Origin of the sequence: Nitrincola alkalilacustris, assembly GCF_008973755.1 — a bacterium.
Lineage (GTDB): Bacteria > Pseudomonadota > Gammaproteobacteria > Pseudomonadales > Balneatricaceae > Nitrincola > Nitrincola alkalilacustris.
The window spans coordinates 441,314-456,367 of the sequence record NZ_WBOM01000004.1 but is presented as its reverse complement, the minus strand read 5'-3'; the positions used below and the strand labels follow the sequence as shown (position 1 = coordinate 456,367).

The 15,054-nt window shown below is 54.5% G+C and carries 13 protein-coding genes; 4 read left to right on the top strand and 9 right to left on the bottom strand.

The features are described from left to right. Window positions 1–23 precede the first annotated feature (23 nt). Entirely contained in the window at window positions 24–764 is a 741-nt protein-coding gene (gene rlmB / locus F7R27_RS10000) for a 23S rRNA (guanosine(2251)-2'-O)-methyltransferase RlmB (protein WP_151704100.1), read from the top strand. 147 nt (window positions 765–911) lie between these two features. Continuing rightward, on the top strand, window positions 912–2,378 hold the full coding sequence (locus tag F7R27_RS09995; protein WP_151704099.1) for a helicase HerA-like domain-containing protein: 1,467 nt from the start codon (window positions 912–914) through the stop codon (window positions 2,376–2,378). A 17-nt stretch (window positions 2,379–2,395) separates the two neighbouring features. Here the strand turns inward: F7R27_RS09995 and F7R27_RS09990 are convergent, their stop codons facing one another. Next, window positions 2,396–2,545, bottom strand: coding sequence for a DUF3096 domain-containing protein (locus tag F7R27_RS09990; protein WP_151704098.1), 150 nt, complete (start codon window positions 2,543–2,545; stop codon window positions 2,396–2,398). A 97-nt stretch (window positions 2,546–2,642) separates the two neighbouring features. Next, window positions 2,643–3,035, bottom strand: coding sequence for a glutaredoxin family protein (locus F7R27_RS09985; RefSeq protein WP_151704097.1), 393 nt, complete (start codon window positions 3,033–3,035; stop codon window positions 2,643–2,645). Between the two features lie 177 nt (window positions 3,036–3,212). On the opposite strand from F7R27_RS09985, the gene F7R27_RS09980 reads away from it, so the two are divergent. Beyond that, a complete protein-coding gene (locus F7R27_RS09980; protein WP_151704096.1) occupies window positions 3,213–3,884 on the top strand; it encodes a DNA-3-methyladenine glycosylase I in 672 nt (223 codons plus the stop codon). A 67-nt stretch (window positions 3,885–3,951) separates the two neighbouring features. On the opposite strand, the gene F7R27_RS09975 is transcribed toward F7R27_RS09980, so the two are convergent. The 6 genes from F7R27_RS09975 to leuS all read right to left on the bottom strand — a co-directional run bounded on the left by F7R27_RS09975 (window position 3,952) and on the right by leuS (window position 12,806). Then, window positions 3,952–4,917, bottom strand: coding sequence for a Bug family tripartite tricarboxylate transporter substrate binding protein (locus F7R27_RS09975; RefSeq protein ID WP_151704095.1), 966 nt, complete (start codon window positions 4,915–4,917; stop codon window positions 3,952–3,954). Between the two features lie 309 nt (window positions 4,918–5,226). Continuing rightward, on the bottom strand, window positions 5,227–6,672 hold the full coding sequence (gene hydA, locus F7R27_RS09970; RefSeq protein WP_151704094.1) for a dihydropyrimidinase: 1,446 nt from the start codon (window positions 6,670–6,672) through the stop codon (window positions 5,227–5,229). 96 nt (window positions 6,673–6,768) lie between these two features. After that, window positions 6,769–8,271 carry an NCS1 family nucleobase:cation symporter-1 gene (locus F7R27_RS09965; protein ID WP_151704093.1) on the bottom strand — a complete coding sequence of 501 codons (1,503 nt, stop codon included), beginning with the start codon at window positions 8,269–8,271 and terminating at the stop codon, window positions 6,769–6,771. A 376-nt stretch (window positions 8,272–8,647) separates the two neighbouring features. Next, a complete protein-coding gene (gene holA / locus F7R27_RS09960) occupies window positions 8,648–9,679 on the bottom strand; it encodes a DNA polymerase III subunit delta (RefSeq protein WP_151704092.1) in 1,032 nt (343 codons plus the stop codon). A 7-nt stretch (window positions 9,680–9,686) separates the two neighbouring features. Next, window positions 9,687–10,199 carry an LPS-assembly lipoprotein LptE gene (locus F7R27_RS09955; RefSeq protein WP_151704091.1) on the bottom strand — a complete coding sequence of 171 codons (513 nt, stop codon included), beginning with the start codon at window positions 10,197–10,199 and terminating at the stop codon, window positions 9,687–9,689. A gap of 12 nt (window positions 10,200–10,211) precedes the next feature. Beyond that, the gene (gene leuS / locus F7R27_RS09950) at window positions 10,212–12,806 is read right to left on the bottom strand and encodes a leucine--tRNA ligase (protein WP_151704090.1); all 2,595 of its coding nucleotides are present in this window, start codon (window positions 12,804–12,806) and stop codon (window positions 10,212–10,214) included. 183 nt (window positions 12,807–12,989) lie between these two features. On the opposite strand from leuS, the gene F7R27_RS09945 reads away from it, so the two are divergent. Further along, window positions 12,990–13,547: a zinc ribbon-containing protein gene (locus F7R27_RS09945; protein WP_151704089.1), complete on the top strand. Its 558-nt coding sequence runs from the start codon at window positions 12,990–12,992 to the stop codon at window positions 13,545–13,547. Here F7R27_RS09945 and lnt read toward each other — a convergent pair. Continuing rightward, window positions 13,512–15,050: an apolipoprotein N-acyltransferase gene (gene lnt / locus F7R27_RS09940; protein ID WP_151704088.1), complete on the bottom strand. Its 1,539-nt coding sequence runs from the start codon at window positions 15,048–15,050 to the stop codon at window positions 13,512–13,514. The two genes, F7R27_RS09945 and lnt, sit on opposite strands and share 36 nt — an antisense overlap. Window positions 15,051–15,054: the final 4 nt, after the last annotated feature.

Sequence of the window (15,054 nt, the reverse complement as noted above, 5' to 3'; positions counted from 1 at the left end):
TTTATTGACACCACAGGTCGGTCATGGCTTCTGAAATCGTCTTCGGCATACATGCCGTCACATCCCTGCTCAAGCAGGATCCTCATCGTGTGAAAACCCTTTTTGTACTCAGTGGCCGCGAAGATGCCCGCCTGCTGCCTCTGTTGGAAGAAGCCAGCAAGCTGGGTATCTCGGTGCAGATGACGGCACGCAAACGCCTGGATGATATGGCTGGCGGTGTACACCAGGGGATTGTTGCCGACTGCAAACCGATGCAGGCGCAGGACGAAACCTATCTCGACTACCTGCTGGACAGTAACGATGAACCTCTGTTGCTGCTGGTGCTGGATGGTGTGACCGACCCGCACAATCTGGGGGCCTGTCTGCGAACTGCTGAAGCAGCCGGTGTGCAGGCCGTGATTGCGCCGAAAGATAAATCCGCACCACTGAATGCCACGGTCAGCAAGGTTGCCTGTGGTGCGGCAGAGACCGTTCCCTATATTCAAGTCACCAATCTGGCCAGAAGCATGCAGAAGATGCAGGCTGCCGGTATCTGGATCACCGGCACGGCCGGCGAAGCCGAACACACCCTGTACGAGGTTGATCTGAAAGGTTCCATGGCGCTGGTCATGGGCGCAGAAGGCAAAGGCATGCGCCGTTTGACCCGTGAGCATTGCGACCAGTTGGTCAAGATCCCGATGCTGGGCCAGATCAGCAGCTTGAATGTGTCGGTCGCCACCGGCGTATGTTTGTTTGAGGTGGTTCGCCAGCGTCTGGCGATATAATCCCTGCATGGACTGTACCTCGGCCAGGTTCGGGGTGTTACTGGTAGGCTGTCTGATTCCAATGCAGATGGTGGCTTGCAGTAAGCGAGTTTCTCATGCTATGAATCAGCTGATAAGCAGGGTTATATCAAGGGCAGGGACAGGACAATGCATGACTCACTTCTTATCGGTGGAAACGGCGCGATTCAATGCGGACTCAATCCCCGCTTCGCCAATCGCCATGGCTTGATTGCTGGAGCGACAGGTACCGGTAAAACCGTCACCCTGCAATGTCTTGCCGAAAGCTTTTCTGATCTCGGTGTGCCGGTATTCATGGCTGATGTGAAGGGCGATGTATCGGGGATCAGCCAGGCGGGTACGCCTCATGCAAAAATTGATGAACGTTTACAGTTGATCGGTATTGAGCAATATCAGCAGCGCGGTTATCCGGTGGCCTTCTGGGATCTGTTCGGGAAGCAGGGGACACCGGTCAGAACCAGTATATCCGATATGGGGCCTCAACTACTGTCGCGTCTGTTGGATCTGAATGAAACACAGGAAAGTATTCTGACGCTGGTATTTGAGTTTGCCGACAACGAAGGGATGCTGTTGGTTGATCTGCCGGATCTGCGAAGCACGTTGGAGTATCTCGGCGAGCATGGAAAAGAGCTGGGACCAGGTTATGGAGTATCCAGGGCATCAGTGAATGCAATTCTCAGACGTCTGTTGATGCTGGAGCGCGAAGGGGGAAGAAATTTCTTCGGCGAACCTGCCTTGCAGTTGAGCGATTTCATGCAAACCAGTCTAGACGGTCGTGGCATGATCAATATTCTGGCGGCTGATACCTTGATACGCAGCCCTCGTGTTTACTCCACCTTTCTGCTCTGGCTGCTGTCAGAACTGTTCGAGCAGTTGCCTGAATTGGGTGACCCTGAACAGCCGGTGCTGGTGTTCTTTTTTGATGAAGCGCATCTGCTGTTTCGTGATGCACCCAAGGTTTTGCTTGAGAAAATTGAGCAGGTGGTGCGCTTGATCCGATCCAAGGGTGTCGGCGTTTACTTTATCAGTCAGAGTCCGAGCGATATACCGGATACTGTTCTGGCGCAGCTGGGAAATCGTATTCAGCATGCGCTGCGTGCCTACACGCCAAGAGAACAGAGGGCTGTGAGAGTCGCAGCTCAGACTTTTCGAGCAAATCCGACGTTGGATACCGTTACAGCCATTACCGAGATGGGTGTAGGAGAGGCGCTGGTTTCCACACTTCAGGACAAGGGGGTCCCTGCCCCGGTTGAACGTATAATGATCCGACCACCGCACTCCAGGATGGGGCCTGCTTCGTCGGAAGAACGTGCAGCTATTCTGGCTCAAGACAACAACCAGCTACGTTACCGGGATGTTATCGACCCTTATTCAGCGCACGAAATTCTGGCTGAACGAACGGCTGCCAGGCAGGCCGAAAAAGATAAAGCCGAACTGGAAAAGAGGTCAGGTACGAACAGCGGTCGTGCCGCCGGTAACCGACAGAGCACTTCTGATGCTTTTGTCAAAAGCCTGGTGCGAAGCCTCGGTTCGGCTGCCGGTAGAAATCTTGGTCGCAAGATCTTTCGCGGCATACTGGGCTCACTGCTCAAGTGAGCAGTTGGCCAAACGGGTCATCTCAGATTGAAGCTGCCCATTCCGAACAGGCCTACCACACCTATCACTATCAGATAGATGGCGACGATATAGTTGAGTAGCCTGGGAACAAGTAAAATCAGAATGCCCGCTATCAGCGAAATCAGGGGCGCCAGTGCAACTGTCATGATATGTTCCTTTTTATCTGGATCTCAGTGAGGTTGGAGTATGCGCCCTGAACCTGGCATTAAACAACAGATATGACGCTTTGGGCCCTGATATCAATCATGCCGCCTCAAAACGCTGCTGCAGCCAGCGATTGATGGCATCAGATTCGTAGAGCCACTCCTCGCTGCCATCATCATGCCGGATGCGCAGACAGGGGACTTTGATTCGACCGCCCTCAGTTTCCAGATCAGCACGGTGTTGTGCATCCTGTCTTGCATCGCGGGTTTCGATTGTCAGACTGAGGCGGGCTATCTCCTTGCGCACTTTGATGCAGAAAGGGCAGGCGCGAAATTGGTATAGTGCCAGGTTGCTTGTTGCCTGGTCGACCAGGGCTTGCTCATCTGCACTGCGACTGATGGCGGTCGGTGTGGTTAATTTTTCGCTGATCAACATGATCGGTGTCAGAATCAGGCGAACAAGACGGAAGAAATAGCGGATAAGGATTCTCATGGTATGATCGGTTGCTCGATTGAAAATGTGGTGGCCTAGTATATCACTTCAATCAGGCAATCGTGTTTCAGCCGCAACCCAATCGGTATCAATCTAATGACAATCCTTCAGGCGTCTGTCATGCCTGAGGGTATACGGATACCGGCTGATCACAGGCATTGATTTCAGGGAGGCAGAATGTCGGACTTTGACGTGATTCATGCACGTGCCATGAGTAGAAAAGGGGGCGCTGAAGGGTTGAATGCTCTGTTGCCGCGAGTGGCCAGCCTGGATGAGTTGTGCGCCACATCCGATGACCGCTATCTGGCTGCGATCACGCAGTGTATTTTCAAAGCGGGTTTTGTCTGGCGTGTGATCAACAATAAGTGGCCGGGTTTTGAGGAGGCGTTTCAGGGGTTTGTGCCTGTCTACTGGCAGCAGGTGTCTCCCGAGGTACTGGAAAACCTGTCTCGGGATGAGCGCATTGTGCGTAATATGCAGAAGATCAGTACCGTACCTGATAATGCGCGGATGATTGTAGAGGCCTCGCAGCAACATAATGGGTTCGGGTGTTTTCTGGCGCAATGGCCCTCCAGTGATCAGGTTGGGTTGTTGCAGTGGTTGAAAAAAAGCGGCTCACGCCTCGGGGGCGCAACACCTCAGTACTTTTTGCGCAGTATCGGTTGGGATGGGTTTGTCCTGTCCGGTGATGTGATCCGAGCGCTCAGACATACTGGAATGCTGGATGCGGCACCTTCTTCTCAGAAGGGGCTGCTACAGGTGCAGATGGCATTCAACCAGTGGCATGAGGAAACCGGCTTGCCCTATAGCCACCTGTCCCGGATATTGGCATGCAGTGTAGATGACTGAAGCCTGTACCTGTCTGACAGGCAACGCGTTAGCGTGACTGTCAGACAGGGTTTGTCAGGCCAGTGACTTATTCGACAACGCCGCCCATCTCTTCGAGCAGTTGACGATAGTTTTCAGACTGGTCGCGCAGCATCTGAGTGACTTCTGCTTCTGCAACAAAGGTGACCGGCATCAGAATACGCTCTTCCGTGATTTCGATAAAGCGTGGGTCCTTGGTTGCCGCTTCCAGTGCTTCTGCAAGCCTTTCGACATGTGCATCCGGGGTGTTTTTTGGTACCACAACCACACGGAAATCAGAAAGATCCAGGTCATAGCCGGCTTCGGCAAGTGTCGGAGCATCCGGGAAAGCGATCAGGCGATCCTTATCCAGACTCAGCAGTACTGGCATTTCGCCAGTCTCGGCATAACCTGAATGGGTGCCGCCGCTGTAACCAAAGGCAACATCACCGGACAGAATCAGGGGTGCCATGCCAGCGCCACCGGATGTCGGTACGATACGCAGATCAAGACCCTCTTTCTCCATGATATGTTCAATCAGGATACGGTCCAGTGCATGCTGTGAGGCATAGCTGGTTCCTGGGTTGGCCTTTGCATACTCAAGCAGCCCTTCCCAGGTATCGCCGAATGGACGATCCTTGCCGGTGACTATGGCGTGCTGCACAGTAGTGATGCTGGCAACGTATCGGAAGTCATCAAGGCTGAAGCTGGTTTCGTGCGCATGAGGTGCGAAGGTCAGCGTGCCGGCCGTGCCTGCGTAGACAAAAGTGTGACCTTCATCATTGTTGTGCATCAGACGAGTCAGTGAAACCGCACCACCTGCTCCCGGCTGATTCACGACATTGACTGGCTGCCCCAGATTTTCCTGCAGAACGTTAGCCAGCACACGAGCCTGAATATCAGTACTTCCGCCAGCGCCGAAACCGACCACCAGTGTCAGGGGTTTGCTGGGGAAGTCTGCTGCCTGCGCCAGGCCAAGGCCGCCAAATGCCAGAGTGGCGGAAAGAAGTGCCGTGCCAAAAAAGTTCTTCTTCATTATTGTTTCCTTATTTTTTATCTGATTCAGCCTGCGGGTGTCGCACACTGAAGGTCGGGATGGTGGAATCCTTGTGGGATTCTGGTTCACCGCTTTACCCTGCCCGAAGTCCATTGAACAAGTCCTTTATCCGAGCATTATTCAGGGTAAACAGGTTTTCAGGCTCGGGCAACCCGTAAATGTCGGAAAAGCGACAGGGCTTTTTGTGATTCGGCAAAGTTATTGATATCGGTCAGTAAGATGGACCCTGTACTGTCATGAATTGAGCAGGCTGCCCTGTTGAGGTGGGCAGCCTGCCGTCTGTCAGGCTTATCTGTTTCGCTTGACCGCAGAGGGTGTATTGTGAAGACCCTGTCTGGCCAAGGCGTCAAACATGGCACTGAAAGCCGGGCGCTCGACATAGCGACCAGCGCCTTTCTCGGCGCGCAGGTCGCCATCCTTCCATACCAGTTTACCCTGGCTGATGGTATGTGACGGTATGCCTTTAACCGTGCGTCCTTCAAAGATATTGAAGTCGATATTCTGATGATGGGTTTTGGCTGAGATGGTACGTGTACCTTCGGGATCCCATACCACCAGATCTGCATCCGCACCGACGCTCACCGAGCCTTTGCGTGGATAGAGGTTGAAGATCTGTGCCGCATTGGTCGAGGTGACGGCCACAAACTCATTCATGGTCAGCTTGCCCGTGTTGACTCCGGCATCCCAGAGTACGGCCATACGATCCTCAACGCCGGCTGTGCCGTTGGGGATCTTGCTGAAATCGTCTTTACCAGCTGCTTTCTGATCGGCACAGAAGCAGCAGTGATCGGTTGCAGTGGTCTGCAGATTCCCCCCCTGAAGGCCCTGCCACAAAGCTGCCTGGTGCTCCCCGGAACGAAACGGTGGACTCATCACATGCGCGGCGGCAAATTCAAAGTCGGGATGACGATAGACACTGTCGTCAATCACCAGATGACCCGCCAGACACTCGCCGAATACGCGTTGCCCCTCATTGCGGGCTCGGGTGATCGCCTCAAGTGACTCCTTGCAGGAGACATGGACAATATAGATAGGCACATTCATCACCTGCGCGATACGGATAGCGCGGTTTGCCGCTTCTCCCTCCACGGCAGGTGGACGGCTCAGTGGGTGGCCTTCAGGGCCTGTGATCCCCTGTGCCAGCAACTCCTGCTGTAACTGGAACACCAGCTCGCCGTTCTCGGCATGCACCGTGGGGATCGCACCCAGCTCCATGCAGCGGCGAAAACTTTTTACCAGGGTCTCATCATCAGCCATGATCGCATTCTTGTAGGCCATGAAATGTTTGAAACTGTTCACACCATGCTCGCGCACCAGCGTACCCATATCTTCTTTCACGGACTCGTCCCACCAGGTGATGGCGACATGGAAACCATAGTCAGCAGCTGATTTGCCTGCCCAGTCACGCCATTGATGATAGGCATCCATCAACGGCTGCTTTGGTGATGGTATGACAAAGTCGATAATGCTGGTATTGCCACCGGCCAATCCTGCAGCGGTACCTGTGAAGAAGTCGTCACTGGCAACCGTGCCCATGAATGGGAGCTGCATATGGGTATGAGGATCGATACCGCCGGGCATGATGTACTGACCTGTGGCGTCCACCACTTCAGCATCGGCAGGTACATCCAGGTTTTCACCTATTGCTGCAATCTGGCCATCCCTGCAGTAGACATCAGCAGCGAAGCTCCGGTCTGCGGTTACGACAGTACCGCCACGAATCACTATGGACATGGGTCACTCCTTATTATTGTGAAGCAAAAGCCTGTTCTGTGAGTCACGCTGCAGCCTGGATATCCGATCAGCTGCAGCGAGACTCGATAAAGCGGATCAGTTACTCTGAGCGATACCATCGCCGACCATTACAGTCTGCTTGCTGGCTGCAACGTAATAGACCAGACCACCGAGCAGTGAACCGGTGAACCAGCCGTAATCATAGAACCAGCTTAAGGCGCCGGTGGTGATGGCAACCAGGGTCAGAGCAACCGGTATGGCAAAAGCGATCAGTCCCGCTGAATTGAAGCCGCTGTAAATGCCCTGAGTCTTGTATAGCTCGGGTAGATTCAGGAACTGGCGTTTGATCAGGAAGTAATCCACGATCATGATGCCTGCGACCGGCCCTAACAGGCTTGAGTAACCCAGCAGCCAGCCGCTGTACATCGCCTCCACACTGACGTCGGAATGTATGACACCCAGCTTCTTCAGCAACTCCCAGCTCATCAGCAATGCACCGAACGCACCGGTCAACAGCGCACCACGCGTGTGGTTGATCTTTTTCGGTGCAATGTTCTGGAAATCGTTGGTGGGAGATACAACGTTGGCAGCAGTATTGGTCGACAGGGTAGCGATAATGATCATGATCATCGCGATCACCACCCAGAAGGGGCTGTCGATACGGCCGATCAGGTTGACTGGGTCGGAAATGGTCTCTCCTACCAGATTGAAAGATGCTGCAGTCAGAACCACACCCAACGAGGCAAAGAAGAACATGGTCAGCGGCAGGCCGATGATCTGGCCCATGATCTGATCCTTCTGTGACTTGGCAAAACGGCTGAAGTCAGGGATGTTGAGTGACAAGGTAGCCCAGAAGCCGACCATGGCAGTCAGGCCGCCGAAGAAGTAGCCCCAGAAGGATGCCTCGGCGGGTCGATTGGCAGGCGTCAGCAACAGCTCGGTTACGGAGATCTGCGGCGTTGCCCACATCATCAGACCGATACTCACTGCCAGCAGCAGTGGAGCAGAGAGGGTTTCCATGATCTTGATCGACTCGGACCCCTTGATCACTATGTAGAGGTTGATCGCCATGAACAGGAAAAAGCCGATAACTTCGCCGCTGCTACCCATGGCAGCCCAGCCGGGGATCAGCGTCGAGAAGAGAATATGTATCGCGATCCCACCGAACATGGTTTGTATCCCGAACCAGCCGCAGGCAACCAGCGCACGAATCAGGCAGGGTACGTTGGAACCGAGAACGCCAAAGGATGAGCGCAACAGAACCGGAAAGGGAATGCCATACTTGGTGCCCGGAAAGGCGTTCAGTATCAGCGGTACAAGAACGACGACGTTGGCCAGCAGGATGGTGATCAGTGCCTCTGTGACTGACAGGCCGAAGTAGGCCGTCAGTACTCCACCCAGCGTGTAGGTGGGAACGCAGATCGACATGCCTATCCAGAGGGCTGCGATATTCCAGACGGACCAGGTGCGTTCCTTGACCTGAGTGGGTGCGATATCTTCGTTGTAATGAGCACTGCCACTGACATCTTCGCCAGTATTCAGCTCATAAAATTCACCAACCTTGACGGCTGATGAGGTGCCAGTTGTATTTCCAGTCATAGCACATCCTCTATCGTTATTATTGATGAAACCAGCCAAACGTCGGCAGGTACTCACAAAACGAGAGGTTCCCATGCAATTCGCTGGCCAGTGTTCATGTTGTGTTGTTACAACTTCATCTGTGCGGGGCCCTTGCAAGGCAGGCTGACAAACCAGGCGTTTGATTCTGGCAGAGGTTTGAACAGACTGTCTGGTATTTGTTATTGTTTTTTACCTTTTGGTAAATACTATGCGTGACGAAAAAATGTGCAAGCATTTTTTTCCAAAAGGTAAAAATAAAAGATCAATCTATTGATATAAAAGAATTTATTTTTTCAGCTGAAAAGAGGGTTGTAGGCTGGAACGGAGGTTTGTAACAATTGGACACGCATTAGGCTTATTCTGATGCGGCAAGAGACAGTGATATACCCGCCAACGTAATGATGATCTGTTCCATCAATAACCAGGGGTCATCGATGCGCTGTCCTTTGATGGCGCGGTCGGCCAGCATGCACTGTTTCAGTTGCTGCTCCAGCAATGAAGCGGGTAGGCGACGGCAGGCCTGCTGCAGGTGTTTTTTGCGTTTTCCCCAGATGCGCTCACGCTGACACAGTGTATCGTAGGGAGTGCCGGAAGCCAGACCGTTGCTGACGGCAAGCAGTGTGCGCAATTCACGTGTGATGGCCCAGAGGGTCACGGCGGCTTCTGTTCCTTCATGGCGCAACACATGAAGAATCTTCAGGCAGCGTTCCGGTTGCTGGCCCAGTGCCGCGTCTATCAAGGTGAAGACATCGTATCGCGAGCTGTCAGAAACGGCCGCTGCGATCTCATCCACACCGATACTCTGATTGGGGTAGAGCAACTGCAGCTTATCCAGCTCCTGTCTGGCTGCCAGCAGATTGCCTTCGATACGGTCTGCCAGCAGAGCGGTGGCATCCGGCGTCAGAGTGATATCCAGTCTGGTAGCACGTCCTGCGAGCCAGGCCGGGAGCTGATCCGGTTCCGGCGGCCAGATCTCAACCACCAACCCCAGAGATTCTATCTCCTTGTACCAGGCAGACTTCTTGCTGGTCGCATCGAGTTTATCTGCGATAAGCAGAAACGCCGTATCGGGGGCAGGATTTTTCAGATACAGCTGCAGGTGCTGGCTGTCAGCCTTGTTGAGCTTGTGGTGCCCCATGCGTACTTCGATCACCTTGCGCTCGGCAAACAGCGACAGCGCATTGGTGTTCTGCAGTACCAGATCCCAACTGAAGGACGCATCAACATGGTGTACTTCGCGCTCCGTGAAGCCCTGCTCGCGAAAGAACGCCCGCAGTAAGTCGCAGCTCTCGCCCGACATCAGCGGTTCATCACCGGTTACCATATAGATCGGAGCCAGAGTATGCTTCTGCAATACTCTGGCCAGTTGATCCGGATTGGTCTTCATATCGGATTCAGGGTTTCAGACTGGTGTACTGGCGTACAATCTGCTGAGCCAGATCCTGATAGATCTGCTGTCTGAGCACCACTTCCTGAGCTTCACTGGCGGTGATGTTATCGCCGTCGTAGGCATATACCCGCTCAGTGAAGATGCTGCGCGGAGCTATCAAAAGGGTATCGCCCTCGCGCTGCCTGACACTGAAGAACACTTCGCTGCGCAGCTCATACTCGGCAACCTGCGAGCCTCTGGCGCGACCTCTGAGCGAGACTGAGCGCCGACTATGACGCTCTTCATGGATTTCGAGAATGATCGGCGCGTTGTCACTCAGCTCAATGCCATTGACCTGCATCGCACGCAGCAGCATCGGGCGGATTTCGCTGGGACGATCACTCATGGTCACCAGTGTTGCTTCCTGCAGAGCGTCCGGTACAGCGTAGAAGCCCCTGGGTTTGAATCCGCAGCCGATCAGCAGCAGGCACAATCCCAGCAGCAGGGCTGCTGTCCAGAATGAATGATGTCTTGGCATCCGTGTTCTCCGTTAACCTACAACCAGGTTGAGCAGTTTATTGGGGACCACGATCTTTTTACGGATCGCTTTGCCTTCCATATGTTTCTGCACATTCTCCAGCGCCAGTGCCGAGTGCAGGATCACATCCTCATCGGCATCCGCAGCAACATCAATCCGGCCGCGTACCTTACCGTTGACCTGAACTACGATCTCGACATTGGAGCGAATCAGGGCGCTGCTGTCGACGCTCGGCCAGGGCGTTTTCAGAACTGCTTCGGTATGGCCCAGGCTATGCCACAGCTCATGGCTGATATGGGGCACGATCGGTGCCAGCAGCAGTGTCGAGGCTTCGAGCGCCTCCTGCATCACGGCGCGACCCTGCTCGCTGACATCAACAAAGCGACCAGTGGCGTTAGTCAGCTCCATGACGGCGGCGATGGCGGTGTTGAAGGTCTGGCGGCGCTCGACGTCATCACTGACTTTCTGGATGGTCTCGTGCACCTTGCGACGCAGTTCGCGCTGCTCCTCATTGAGTTGATCTGGCTTGATCAACTCGGTAGGCAGACCAAGTATCTGATGGTCAAAGACCTGTTTCCACAGGCGACGCAGGAAGCGATGAGCACCCTCAACAGCCGAGTCGGACCACTCCAGTGACTGCTCCGGAGGGGCCGCAAACATCATGAACAGGCGCACAGTATCGGCACCATAGCGATCAATCATCACCTGTGGATCTATACCGTTGTTCTTGGACTTGGACATCTTGGACATGCCGGAAGACATCACCGGTTCACCATCGGCCTTGTGACGCGCGCTGATGATGCGCCCCTTGTCGTCGGTTTCGGTGATCACGTCCTGCGGTGATATCCAGGTCTTGCCGCCGTTGGCATCGTCACGATAGTAGGTCTCGGCCAGCACCATGCCCTGGCAGAGCAACCGGGTGAAAGGCTCATCTGAATCGACCAGGCCTTCATCCCGCATCAGCTTGTGGAAAAAGCGTGCATAGAGCAGATGCAGAATCGCATGCTCGATACCGCCGATATACTGATCCACCGGCAGCCAGTAGCCCGAGTGAGTCGGGTCCAGCATCGCATCTGAGGTTTCACGACTGGCGAAACGGGCAAAGTACCAGCTCGACTCCATGAAGGTGTCGAAAGTATCGGTTTCACGTTCCGCCGGGCCGCCACAGGTTGGGCAGGTGGTTTTGATGAAAGAGTCCATCCTCTTGATGGGCGAGCCGACACCATCAAATTCGACATCGGTCGGCAGCACAACCGGCAACTGATCTTCAGGAACCGGTACGGCACCACAGCTTGCACAGTTGATCACTGGAATTGGTGCGCCCCAGTAACGCTGGCGCGAAACACCCCAGTCACGCAGGCGATAATGGATGGTAACTTTACCGCAGCCTTTCTTTTCCAGCTCCTTGGTGATCGCCTTGAATGCCAGATCGAATTCGAGATCATCAAAATCGCCGGAATTGACCAGAGTACCTTTATCAGTGAAGGCTTCTTTGGTCAGGTCGATCGGTGTCTTGCTGTCCAGAGGCGCAATCACCTGCTTGATCGGCAAGCCATACTTGGTGGCGAACTCCCAGTCACGTTGATCATGTCCGGGAACAGCCATGACAGCACCGGAGCCATACTCCATCAGGACAAAGTTGGCAGTCCAGACAGGCACTGACTCACCGGTCAGCGGGTGAATGGCGTTAATACCCAGCGGCATGCCACGCTTCTCCATCACCGCCAGATCGGCTTCTGCAACCTTGATGTTTTTGCATTCGTCGATGAAGGCTGCGAGTTCGGCATTGCCTTCAGCGGCTTGCAGCGCCAGAGGGTGCTGTGCAGCAACGGCCAGGAAAGTCACGCCCAGCAGGGTGTCCGGACGTGTAGTGAAGACCTCAAGGCTGCCATCACCGGGTACCTGGAAGGTGACTTCTACACCGTGCGAGCGACCGATCCAGTTGCGCTGCATGGTTTTGACCTGTTCCGGCCAGTGTTCCAGCTTGTCGAGGTCGTCGAGAAGCTGGTCGGCATAGTCGGTGATTTTCAGGAACCACTGTGGAATTTTCTTGCGCTCAACCAGTGCGCCGGAGCGCCAGCCGCGGCCGTCGATCACCTGCTCGTTGGCCAGCACCGTCTGATCGATCGGGTCCCAGTTCACTTCCGCTTCGCGCTTGTAGACCAGGCCTTTTTTCATCAGCTTGGTGAAGAACCACTGTTCCCAGCGATAGTATTCGGGGTGACAGGTGGCCAGCTCACGTGACCAGTCATAACCGAAGCCCATGCGCTTGAGCTGATTACGCATGTAGTCGATGTTTTCATAGGTCCACTTGGCTGGCGCAACATTGTTGTTGATTGCCGCATTTTCTGCCGGCAGACCAAACGCATCCCAGCCCATGGGTTGCAGAACATTCTTGCCCTTCATGCGCTGATAGCGTGAAACCACATCCCCGATGGTATAGTTACGGACATGTCCCATATGCAGTCGGCCACTGGGATAGGGGAACATGGACAGGCAGTAAAACTTCTCTTTTGTGGTGTCCGTGCTGGCCTTGAAGCTGTCGCTCTGTTCCCAGAACTGCTGGGCCTGAGGCTCGATCGACTGGGGCTGGTACTGTTCGTTCATTGTGTCTGGTCAAATCCCGTTAACAACAAGCGTTCTTCTGCATTCAGGTGTATAAATCAGACCTGATGGCAGGCGCCTTGCTCAGTTTAATTGGAAAGATTGCGTAATGCGGCATAGCATACAATATATGGCCTCAGGCAAACAGGGCCATGAGCTCACCAGACAGGTGAAAAAGGAGTCAATATGAGTGAATCGAAGAAACCGCCGGTAGAACATTCAGATCATGCACCGGAAGCCTATGACAGAATTCTTGACAGGTTGCGGCATACGCTGGATGAGGCGAGTCTCAGCACCTGGGAGGCACTGCAGGATAAGATAGAGGAAGCGGTTGAAATCGAATTGGCGGCCGAGGAGATGACGAGGGATGAGATAGATCTACTCACGGCCTATGTCAATCGTGACCTGAAGCATCTGGGCTATTTCGTGCATGAAACAGGTGGCGGCATTGCCGGTTTCCTGCGGTTTGATCTGAATGTGCTGGAGCAGACCATTCTGGATCGCCTGGTCGACCTGGCAGACAGGACGCGAGTGGAGCATGAGCTGCTGCGAGAGCAGTTGGAACATGGTGAGGATCAGTTTGTTGCCGGTGAAATCACCGTGCCGGGCACCTTGCGCTGTCTCAACTGCGGGCATGAAAAACAGTTGATGCGCACTAAAAAAATACTGCCCTGTGCTCAGTGCGGAGCCTATATTTTCGAACGCCTCTCAGGGGCGGGTGCGGAGGAAACCGATTCCCAGTAACAACAGTGAGGTCAGCAGTGAGGGCCAGACCCCTAGCTGCTGATACAGCGTTGTGCCGTGCATGGCCGGTACCTCACCCGTGATGACAGCCGCTTGCTGTCTGGGCGCTTCTTTTTCTAGGCTGCCATCGCTGCGAATAATAGCCGTGATGCCGTTATTAGTGCCGCGGATCAACCAGCGGCCGTTCTCAATGGCGCGCATGCGGGCTATCTGCAGATGCTGATCGGGGGCGAAAGAGTTGCCGAACCAGGCATCGTTGGATACGGTCAGCAGCAGATCCGAGTTGATCGCAGACTTGCGTACCAGTTCAGGATAGGCGATCTCATAGCAGATGGTGCTGGCCAGGCTGTGGCCGGCAGCATGCAATCGCAGCTCGGTGTTCTCCGGCAGGCTGAAACTCGACATCGGCAGGTCAAAGAACTCAATCAACCCTCTCAATTGATTCTCCAGCGGTACATACTCGCCGAAGGGTACCAGTCGCTGCTTGTGATAGATGCCCGAGCCATGGCTGAACACACCCAAGCTGTTGTGAAAGATGCTGCGTGAGCGATCACGTGGATTTTCGGCGATAAACGGGAAGCCGCTGATCAGCGCGATGTTCTGTTGATCCAGCTCCTCAAGGAAGTCATCGATAAACGGCGCAGCTTCATAGTAAAAAGCCGGGATAGCGGTTTCCGGCCAGAGCACCAGTTGCACATCGGGATAGCGTCGCGTGAGTTGGATCTGATGCTGCAGAAGGTTTTCGAGCTGAGCACCTTCCCATTTGATCATTTGTGGGATGTCGGGCTGAACCAGCGCTACCTTGAGGGGAGCCTGATCACGCTGTTGGGTCTGTTCGGTTGGCAGATAGTAGACCAGCACCGGCAGCAGGAAAACCGGCAGCAGAGAAGGCCATCTTCGGCTGCGGATCGCTTCAGCGAGTCCGATTGACAGAAATAAGGTAAAGAGCGTCAGTGCCCAGACACCACCCCAGGCAGCCAGATGGCTGAAGGGGGTGTCGAGCCAGATGTAACCGAGATAGAGCCAGGGGAAGCCGGTAAAAAGCCAGCTTCTGATCCACTCAAACAGCAGCCACAGGCCGACAAAACCCAGCCAGGATACGCTGCGACAGAGGCGGCCGAACAGCCAGCCCTGCAAGGCAAAGAGCAGCGCCAACCCCATAACGAATACAGCTGTCATCAGCCCCGCCAGCGGCACTGATGCCGCACCATAAACATGTATGCTGACAAATACCCAGGAGACACCAACCCCGAAGAAACCGAGGCCAAACATCCAGCCCGACCAGGCGGTTGCGCGAGTGGACTGTCCATGTTGCGCCAGATACAGCAGCGCAGGCCCTAACAATGCCAGTGGAATCATATCCAGAGGTGCAAAGGCCAGCGCTGTGACGGCTCCGGCCAGCAATGAGAGCAGGCTGATGTACCACCAGCCATTCTGCACGTGATGCTCTCTGGTTTTTTTGCTGTGTGCGTGAGTGCCCTGACGTCCAGCTGTCGGTGTCATGGTG

Coding starts and splice junctions, on each gene's coding strand:
- rlmB (WP_151704100.1), top strand. CDS start 24: ATGGCTTCTGAAATCGTCTTCGGCATACATGCCGTCACATCCCTGCTC.
- F7R27_RS09995 (WP_151704099.1), top strand. CDS start 912: ATGCATGACTCACTTCTTATCGGTGGAAACGGCGCGATTCAATGCGGA.
- F7R27_RS09990 (WP_151704098.1), bottom strand. CDS start 2,545: ATGACAGTTGCACTGGCGCCCCTGATTTCGCTGATAGCGGGCATTCTG.
- F7R27_RS09985 (WP_151704097.1), bottom strand. CDS start 3,035: ATGAGAATCCTTATCCGCTATTTCTTCCGTCTTGTTCGCCTGATTCTG.
- F7R27_RS09980 (WP_151704096.1), top strand. CDS start 3,213: ATGTCGGACTTTGACGTGATTCATGCACGTGCCATGAGTAGAAAAGGG.
- F7R27_RS09975 (WP_151704095.1), bottom strand. CDS start 4,917: ATGAAGAAGAACTTTTTTGGCACGGCACTTCTTTCCGCCACTCTGGCA.
- hydA (WP_151704094.1), bottom strand. CDS start 6,672: ATGTCCATAGTGATTCGTGGCGGTACTGTCGTAACCGCAGACCGGAGC.
- F7R27_RS09965 (WP_151704093.1), bottom strand. CDS start 8,271: ATGACTGGAAATACAACTGGCACCTCATCAGCCGTCAAGGTTGGTGAA.
- holA (WP_151704092.1), bottom strand. CDS start 9,679: ATGAAGACCAATCCGGATCAACTGGCCAGAGTATTGCAGAAGCATACT.
- F7R27_RS09955 (WP_151704091.1), bottom strand. CDS start 10,199: ATGCCAAGACATCATTCATTCTGGACAGCAGCCCTGCTGCTGGGATTG.
- leuS (WP_151704090.1), bottom strand. CDS start 12,806: ATGAACGAACAGTACCAGCCCCAGTCGATCGAGCCTCAGGCCCAGCAG.
- F7R27_RS09945 (WP_151704089.1), top strand. CDS start 12,990: ATGAGTGAATCGAAGAAACCGCCGGTAGAACATTCAGATCATGCACCG.
- lnt (WP_151704088.1), bottom strand. CDS start 15,050: ATGACACCGACAGCTGGACGTCAGGGCACTCACGCACACAGCAAAAAA.